Origin of the sequence: Methyloceanibacter sp. (genome assembly GCF_035650995.1) — a bacterium.
Classification (GTDB): Bacteria; Pseudomonadota; Alphaproteobacteria; order Rhizobiales; family Methyloligellaceae; genus Methyloceanibacter.
Genome location: NZ_DASRGO010000163.1, coordinates 21,228 through 29,257, shown reverse-complemented (window position 1 = coordinate 29,257; position 8,030 = coordinate 21,228). Strand labels below are relative to the sequence as shown.

9 protein-coding genes are annotated in these 8,030 nt (G+C 65.3%); 7 read left to right on the top strand and 2 right to left on the bottom strand.

The genetic code is table 11. From position 1 onward, the window contains the following. The 4 genes from VFB18_RS12435 to fae form a co-directional block, all read left to right on the top strand. On the top strand, positions 1–191 hold a 191-nt coding region (locus VFB18_RS12435; protein WP_324975696.1), incomplete at its 5' end, for a methenyltetrahydromethanopterin cyclohydrolase. A 7-nt stretch (positions 192–198) separates the two neighbouring features. Continuing rightward, the gene (locus tag VFB18_RS12430) at positions 199–1,131 is read left to right on the top strand and encodes a RimK family alpha-L-glutamate ligase (protein WP_324975693.1); all 933 of its coding nucleotides are present in this window, start codon (positions 199–201) and stop codon (positions 1,129–1,131) included. Further along, positions 1,128–1,988, top strand: coding sequence for a triphosphoribosyl-dephospho-CoA synthase (locus tag VFB18_RS12425; protein ID WP_324975690.1), 861 nt, complete (start codon positions 1,128–1,130; stop codon positions 1,986–1,988). Before VFB18_RS12430 ends, VFB18_RS12425 begins: the two co-directional genes overlap by 4 nt. Positions 1,989–2,207: 219 nt before the next feature. Beyond that, positions 2,208–2,717 carry a formaldehyde-activating enzyme gene (gene fae, locus VFB18_RS12420; protein ID WP_324975686.1) on the top strand — a complete coding sequence of 170 codons (510 nt, stop codon included), beginning with the start codon at positions 2,208–2,210 and terminating at the stop codon, positions 2,715–2,717. A 139-nt stretch (positions 2,718–2,856) separates the two neighbouring features. Here the strand turns inward: fae and VFB18_RS12415 are convergent, their stop codons facing one another. Beyond that, on the bottom strand, positions 2,857–3,567 hold the full coding sequence (locus tag VFB18_RS12415) for a HisA/HisF-related TIM barrel protein (protein ID WP_324975683.1): 711 nt from the start codon (positions 3,565–3,567) through the stop codon (positions 2,857–2,859). A 186-nt stretch (positions 3,568–3,753) separates the two neighbouring features. On the opposite strand from VFB18_RS12415, the gene VFB18_RS12410 reads away from it, so the two are divergent. From VFB18_RS12410 to VFB18_RS12400, 3 genes are all read left to right on the top strand, one after another. Next, positions 3,754–4,779 (top strand): hydantoinase/oxoprolinase family protein, encoded by a 1,026-nt coding sequence (locus VFB18_RS12410; RefSeq protein ID WP_324975680.1) that lies wholly within the window; start codon positions 3,754–3,756, stop codon positions 4,777–4,779. 77 nt (positions 4,780–4,856) lie between these two features. Further along, complete coding sequence (locus VFB18_RS12405; protein ID WP_324975678.1) at positions 4,857–6,014, top strand: acyl-CoA desaturase; 1,158 nt, start codon at positions 4,857–4,859, stop codon at positions 6,012–6,014. 21 nt (positions 6,015–6,035) lie between these two features. Further along, positions 6,036–6,875, top strand: coding sequence for a glycosyltransferase family 2 protein (locus VFB18_RS12400; protein ID WP_324975676.1), 840 nt, complete (start codon positions 6,036–6,038; stop codon positions 6,873–6,875). Positions 6,876–6,882: 7 nt separating this feature from the next. Here VFB18_RS12400 and VFB18_RS12395 read toward each other — a convergent pair whose 3' ends face one another. Further along, positions 6,883–7,968 (bottom strand): patatin-like phospholipase family protein, encoded by a 1,086-nt coding sequence (locus VFB18_RS12395; RefSeq protein ID WP_324975673.1) that lies wholly within the window; start codon positions 7,966–7,968, stop codon positions 6,883–6,885. Between the last annotated feature and the right edge of the window lie 62 nt (positions 7,969–8,030).

Here is an 8,030-nt window from a genome sequence, read left to right as displayed (position 1 = left end):
TGCCGAGCCTCAAGTCCAAGGACTACGGCCGGCCGTTCGCCGAGATCTTCGCCGCGGTGAAGGGCGACTTCTATGCGATCGACCGCATGCTGTTCAGTCCCGCCATGGTCACGGTGACGGCGCTCAAATCGGGCAAGAGCTTCGAGGCGGGGCGCATCGATAGCGCCGTGCTGTCGCGCTCCTTCGCCTGATCCCCGCATGACGACGCCAAGCCCCGACACGAGCATCGTGCTGTTCGGCGATGGCCGCGATTGGCACGGCAAGACCCTGCGCAAGGCATTCAAGAAGCGCGGCATCAACCCGCTCGCGGTCCCGCTTCATCTCTGCGGCTTCTCGACCAAGACCGCGACCGGGCTCGCCATCCCGGGGCTCGGCGACGCGCTGCCCGAGGGTGCCTTCGTGCGTTTCGTGCCGGGGGGAACCTTCGAGCAGGTTACGCTTTATCTCGGCGTGCTGCATGCGCTGAGGGAGCTTGGGGTGACGGTGTGGAACGACGCACGCGCGATCGAACGTTGCGTCGACAAGTCCACGACGAGCTTCTTCCTCCAACGCGAAGGGCTGCCGACCCCTGCAACCTTCACCACCATCGACCCGTTCGAGGCGGCCTCATTCGCGGCGGGGATGCTGGAGGCGGGCAAGAAGGTGGTGCAGAAACCGCTGTTCGGCGCCCAGGGCAAAGGCTTGCGCCTTATCGAAAGGGTGTCCGATCTTGCCCCGTGCGAGGAGGTGAACGGGGTGTATTATCTCCAGGAGTTCGTCCCGCCGGCCCAAGCGCATCATCAGGACTGGCGGATCTTCGTCTGCCGGGGAGAGGTCGTGGCTTCCATGATCAGGCACGGGTCGAGCTGGATCACCAACATCAAGCAAGGCGCGCGGGCGAAGGCTGCGATCGCGAGCCAGGAGCTGATCGAGCTCGCCACCCGCGCCACGAACTGCGTCGGCGCCGACTATGCCGGGGTCGACATCATCCAGGCCCGCGACGGCCGCTTCCTCGTGCTCGAAGTGAACTCGATGCCCGCCTGGAACGGGCTTCAGGCCGTCACCCATATCAATATCGCCGACCACGTTGTTGGGGCCTTTCTCGATGCGGCGCTCGCTCCCTCGCGCCGCAAAGGCCAAGAGGGCGCTTGACCAGGCGCCTAAAGCTGAACGCAGTCGGCCGCGCCTTCCATGACGCATGCCTTGCCGAGCTCGAGGCGCTGAAGCCCGGCAACGTGCACCGCTTCGCCGACGGCCACCGCATGAGCATCGCCGATTTCGAGAAGAGCGCGGCCGCCGCGGCGCCCGTCATGAGCAAGGCCAAGCTTCCTGTCGGGGAGAGGATCCTCAAGGCGGTGGAGGCAACGCAGAAAGCGGTCGGGCAGAACACCAATCTCGGCATTCTGCTGCTTGCCGCGCCTCTCGCCACCGCCGCGAGCGACCGGAAGGGCGGCGAACTCAGGGCCCGCGTCTCGAGCGTGCTCGAAGCGCTCAGCGTCAAGGACGCCAAGGACGCCTACAAGGCGATCCGCAAGGCGGCACCCGGTGGCCTCGGCGAAGTTCCCGCCCATGATGTCGCGGCCGAACCCCGCGTGACCCTGCTCGAGGCGATGCGTGCCGCCGAGACGCGCGACCGCATCGCCTTCAACTATGCCAACGGATTCGCCGACATTTTCGGGCTCGGGCTTCCCTGGCTCATCCAGGCGCGCGAGCGTTGGGGCCCCTCGCCTTTCGCCACCACGCGCGTCTATCTCGGCTTCCTTGCCCATGTCCCGGATACGCTGATCGAGCGGAAATTCGGCGCCGACGCCGCCGCCTCGGTGCTGGAAGAGGCGCGTCCGCTCGAGGCGGGCCTCATGGAATGCAGCCTGCCTGAGGATCTGGCCGCGCCGTTGATGGCCTTCGACGCCGCGCTGAAAGAACGCGGGCTGAACCCGGGCACCTCGGCCGACCTCACCGTCGCGACGCTCTTTGCCGCAGGCCTCGAGGCGGCAGAAATTGCCGAATAAATGGCTAAAATCAGACAGCCCGGTAGGCGAACAATCGACTTGCCGATGTCGTTGAGCCCGGACTATCTTCTGCCCCGCGGAGCTCTATCCAGGAGTTGCCGGACGGAGGCGCTTTAGCGAGTTTCAGGCAAAGGGACTTTCGTCGGCTTGCGGCCGGCGGATTCCGCCACGCCCGCTCTTAGCTTTCGTGTGTATCAGCCTCATTAGGGAGGGGGTTTCATGCCCAAAATCAGTGGTACGTGTGTTGGCGAATCGCTCGTCGGCGACGGCAACGAAGTAGCGCATATCGATCTCTTGCTTGGTCCGCGTGGCGGCGCCGTCGAGTCGGCGTTCACCCATGCGCTGACCAACAACAAGGACGGCTTCACCACGCTGCTCGCGGTGGTCACGCCGAACCTGCTCTGCAAGCCCCCAACGATCCTCTACAACAAGGTGACCATCAAGGACGCGCGCCAGGCGGTGCAGATGTTCGGCCCGGCGCAGTACGCCGTGGCCAAGGCGGTCGCCGATTCCGTGGCCGAAGGCGTGATCCCCGCCAACGAGGCTGACGACCTGTTCGTCTGCGTCGGCGTGTTCATTCACTGGGAAGCCAAGGACGACAAGAAGATCCAGGACTTCAACTATCGCGCCACCAAAGAAGCCATCGCCCGCGCGGTCAAGGGCGAGCCGAAGGCCTCCGAGGTCACCGCGAAGAAGGACAGCGCCCACCACCCGTTCGCTGCCGGTTGAAAGGGAGAACCCCCAGGTCGGGGGCAACCCGGTAAAGACAGCGGTCCGGGCCCGATTCGGCGGTGGCTCCAAAAACTGGGTTTCTGACGGATTGGCGCGAATAGCCGCGCTTCGGATTGCGATTGAAGATCGCCGCTCTCTAGCCGAGGGCGGCGATCTCGTTTTGGGTGACCGCGCCGGTATGGAGCGCGGTCGCGATGAGCGCGCCGGAGGCGTCGAGATCCTTGATCGCGGCGAGGTCGGATGCTCCGCGAACGCCGCCGCCCGCGAACACCGCACATCTCCCTCCCGCCATGTCGAGGATGGCGCCGAGCTGTTCGAGGTCGGGCCCATCGCCGGTGCCGACGCGGGCGAGGTCGATGGCGACGAGACGGTTCGGCCACAGCTCGGGATCGCTGAACAGAGGCTCAGGCCCGCGCCTCCCCTCGGGCCCGCGGTCGAGCGAGAGGACGACGCTGTCGCCGAAGGCGGCGTTGATCTCGCGCCAGTCGTCGACCGCTTCGAGGCTCTCGCTGCCGATGACAAGCGTCGCCCCGAGCGGCAGCCAGAAGGCGCAATCGGCGACATTGGAGAAGCCGGCATCGACCCAGAGCGTGATGTCGGGCAGCGAATAGGACAGCCCGCGCAGGAGCTCGAAATGATTGCCGACGCCTTCGATGGCATCGAGGTCGGCGACATAGAGGGCTGGCGAACCGGTGACATCGAGAAGCCCGCGGGCGATGGCCGCGGGATCGTCGGCCGAGCCGAACGGGCTCATGATCGGGGCGTAGTCGGCGCGCCTTCCAGCGACGGCGTGGACGGCGAGGCCGCCCTTGAGGTCGAGAACCGGGATGACGGTGAATTTGCTCATGGGGCTCCAACGCTATCGGGGTTTTGTCATGGCCGGGCTTGTCCCGGCCATCCACGATTTCGTGTAAGGGACGGCCAAAATCGTGGATGCCCGGCCCAAGGCCGGGCATGACAAGGGTTGGTTTTCGGGATTGTGCGATAAACACCTCTATTTTGGTAGAGAGGCGCCCGAGGAAAGTACCAACGCATGACCGCAATCATCGGCTGGGACCTGGGCGGGGCCAATCTCAAGCTCGCACAGCTCGAGGAGGGACGGATCGTTTCCGTCACCCAAATCCCCTGCCCGGTCCGCCAGGATCGCGGCAAGTTCGATGCGGCACTCGAAGAGGCGCTGCCGCTTTGCCCGCCTTCATCCCGTCACGCCGTGACCATGACGGGCGAACTGTCCGATGTCTTCGCCGATCGCGCCGAGGGCGTCGCTTATCTGGTCGCGATGATGCGCGCGGCCACGGGGAACGAAACGTTGTTCTATGGCGGGCGCGCGGGTTTCCTCTCCGCCGAGGACGCCATCGCCCGCCCGCTCGACGTGGCCTCGGCCAACTGGCACGCGACCGCGGCGCTCGTTGTCCGCGATTGCCCAAGCGGGCTTCTCGCCGACATCGGCACGACCACGACCGATCTGATCCCGCTCGTCTCGGGCCGCCCGGCGCGCGGCTACACCGACGGCGAGCGGCTCGCCGCGCGTGAGTTGATCTACGCGGGCGTCGTGCGCACGCCGGTGATGGCCTTCTCTCGGACGGCGCCATTTGCGGGGCTTGTGCAGGGGATCGCGGCGGAGCGCTTCGCCACGATGGCGGACGTTTATCGCCTGACCGGCGAGCTTCCCGACGATGCGGACCCCTACCCTGCGCCCGATCTCCAGGGAAAGAGCAAGGAGGAGAGCGCGTCACGGCTTGCGCGCATGCTGGGGCGCGATGCCTCCGAGGCGCCGCTCGAGGCGTGGGTGGAACTTGCGGGCTTCTTTGCCGGATTGCAGCTCGCGGAACTGGTTGAGGCCGGACGCGAACTTGCCGAGCGCGACGCGCTTCCGCCCGCGGCGCCGGTTATCGGGGCAGGCTGCGGACGGTTCCTCGCCCACCGTCTCGCATCGGAGCTTGGCCGTCCCTATCGCGATTTCGCCGACATGATCGAGGTCGCGCCAGAGGCGCGCGAGATGGCCGCCCGCTGCGCACCCGCCGTTGCCGTCGCCCGGCTTGCGGCGGCTAGGGTCTAATTATCCAATTATCCGACTGACCTTTTTCACGGGACACGCTACATAGACAGTCGCCACTGCCCCGGAGACTCTCTTTCATGCCAGACGCCGCCGCCGAAGATCACGACGATATCATCTATCCGTCCGCCATTCCTTTCGTATTGGTGCATCTCGCCTGCTTTGCCGCAATCTGGTCTGGCGTCACCTGGCAAGCCGTGACGATCTGCATCGCGCTCTACTGGCTGCGCATCTTTGCCATCGGTGCGGGGTATCATCGTCTATTCTCGCATCGGGCGTTCTCGACGAGCCGGGTGTTCCAGTTCGTCCTCGCTTTTCTTGCCCAGAGCAGCGCGCAAAAGAGCGTGATTTGGTGGGCGTCGAAACATCGCCACCATCACCTCTACTCCGATACCGAGGATGACGCGCACTCGCCGCGGCATACGGGCTTCGTCTACAGCCATCTTGGCTGGATTTTCGCCCGCAAGCATGACAAGGCCGATTTCGACAAAGTGTCAGATCTGATGCGCTATCCCGAGCTCATGTGGCTCCACAAATACGAGCTCTTGCCGCCCCTCATTCTCGGCGCCCTCTGTTTCCTCGTCGCCGGGTGGCCGGGGCTTGTGGTCGGCTTCTTCTGGAGCACCGTCCTCGTCTATCACGCCACCTTCTGCATCAATTCGCTCGCGCATGTGAGGGGCACGATACGCTACGTGACGGGCGACGATTCGCGCAACAATTGGCTGCTCGCCGTCTTCACCATGGGCGAAGGCTGGCACAACAACCACCACGCCTTCCAATCGAGCGCCCGGCAAGGCTTCAAGTGGTGGGAATACGATCCGACATATTACCTCCTGGTGGCCTTGTCCTGGCTCGGGCTCGTATGGGATTTGCGCGCACCGCCTGAGCAGGTTCTGCGGAACGAGCAGAAACTGGGCGTGGCCGTCATCAATCGCGCCGCCGAGCAGCTCGCGGCGCATTTCAATTCCGACCGCATTGCCGCGGCCATCGCCTCGGCCCTGCATGGCGCCGAACTGTCGGCGCTCAGAGACCGGCTCTCGCACGCGCAAACTCGCGCGACCGAGGTGCTCGCCTCGCTGCAATTGCCCCACGTGCCGGCGCGCGAGGATTTCCTGCGCCAGGCAAGGGCGATGTTCGCCAAGACCAGGTCGCTCGATGAGATCGTCGATCGTGCCTACGAGCTCCTGCTCGCCTCGATCGGCGCGCGGCTCGCGGCGGCGCGAGAAGGTCACGCCTAGGGAGCTTCGACCATCCCTCCCATGCCCGGAGCCTCACACTGGGAGCTGCGCCACACCGAGCGCCTGATCGAGGGCAACAAGGCGCTCATCGGCGAGAAGCACGAGCTTGTCGCCGTCACGCGCATCAGGAACGAGGCGCTCATTCTCGGCGACACGCTCGACTATCTCGGCGAGCATGTGGGCGCGATCGTCGCCTATGACGACGCCAGCACCGACGAGACGGTGGACATGCTGCGCGAGCATCCCAAGGTCGCGCTCATCATCGCCAACACGGAATGGGAACGCGACGTCGCCGCGCGCCGCTTGGCCGAAGGCCGGCATCGCGGGCTTCTGCTGCAGACGGCGCGCGCAGCGATGCAGTTCGACTGGATGCTGTGCTTCGATCCCGACGAGCGCGTGACGGGCGACATCAAGGGGTTCCTTGCCAATGCGCCGGAGGAGGTCGACGGCGTGCGTGTGAAACTGTTCGACGCCTACATGACCGAGGAGGATCACGCCCCCTACCGGCCGCAAGACAAGCTCCTCGACTTCCGCCGCTATTTCGGCCCCGAGCGCCGCGACATTCTGATGTTCTGGCGCAACCGTCCGAAGATTCATTTTGCCGAGCACCACGCGCGCGAGCCGGGTGGGCTCGAAATGGTCGCGACCGAGCTTTATTGCCAGCATTACGGCAAGTCGCTGTCGCTCGACCATTGGGAAGAGACCTGCGACTACTACATCAAGCACTTCCCCTACGAGACTTACGGCAAGAAATGGAGCGAGCGCAAAGGCAGGGGCATCCACGCGCGCTCGGATTTCGAGCGGCCGCTTTACCCTTGGGGCGAGGAGCTGTTCGCCAACGCGGTCAGGATCGAGCGCTAGCCGTCCGTTACAGCATCGGGGTGAAAATCGCGCGCAACGCTTCGAGCGCGCGGGTGCGCCCGGCGGCGCGGCGGCGCTCGATGCCTTCCGATGAGAAATCGCGAAAGCCGTATTGGTCCGCGGCCTCGTTCGCCGAGAGTGAAATCTCGACCGTGTTGACATGCTTGTAGCGCCGGGCCGCCTCGACCTGACGGGCAACGTCGGCGGGAAGCTCGCCGGGGATAAGCGCGGCAAGGGCTTCGATGGTGCCGACCAGCTCGTTGATGCGGCCCGCGGTCTTGGTGTCCTGGTGCGTGCGGTTGCCGAATCTGAGCTGATTGATGCGCTCGTTCACTTCGAGCAGCGAGCTCGGACGGGTGGCTTCGCTCGGAAAGAGATTCATGATCACGAGCACGCGCTCGACGTCCTCGCCGGGACTGAAGGCGTCGATGGCGTCGCCGAGCGGGGTGTTGTCGACAAGCCCGCCGTCCCAATAGGCGCGGCGCTCCTTGCCCTCCTCGATATCGGTCCAGGGGAACTGCGGCGGCAGGCTCCCGCTCGCAAGCACGTGGCGGGGCGAGATCGTGGTCGCGGTCGTCTTGCCAACCGGGCGGTTGGAGAAGCGCTTCAGCTCGCCGTTCTCGACGTCGACGGCGGTGACCACGAAGGCGGTGTCGCTCTTGTTCAAAGCCTCGAAGTCGACATGCTCGGACAGCGTCGCAAGCAGCGGATTGGTGTCGTAGACATAGGTCCAGCGCGACAGCGTCATGAGGTCGGGACGCATGGCGTAGAAGCCCGGCAGCGCGTAGAGCGAGAGATCGCGCGCGATGCGCGACGGCCAGAAAAAGGGCGTCGACAGCGCGAAGTCGTTCCACAGGGCGGCAAGCCTGCGGCGCGCATCGAGCCGGTTGGCCGAACCCACGATGCAGGCAGCGTTGATGGCGCCGATCGAAACGCCGGTCACCGCCTTGAGCGCGACCTTGTTGCCCCTGGCGACGGCGGCATCGATCAGCTCGAGAAGAGCGGTGACGGCGCCGTATTCGTAGGCTCCGAGCGCGCCGCCCCCTTGCAGCACAAGGCCGATCTCGGTCGTTGTGTTGTCGTCTTGCGCCATGGCCCCTGCGCTTCCGTGCCCGGACATTATAGCCCGCAACGGGGGCGGAAAGAGGTTATTGA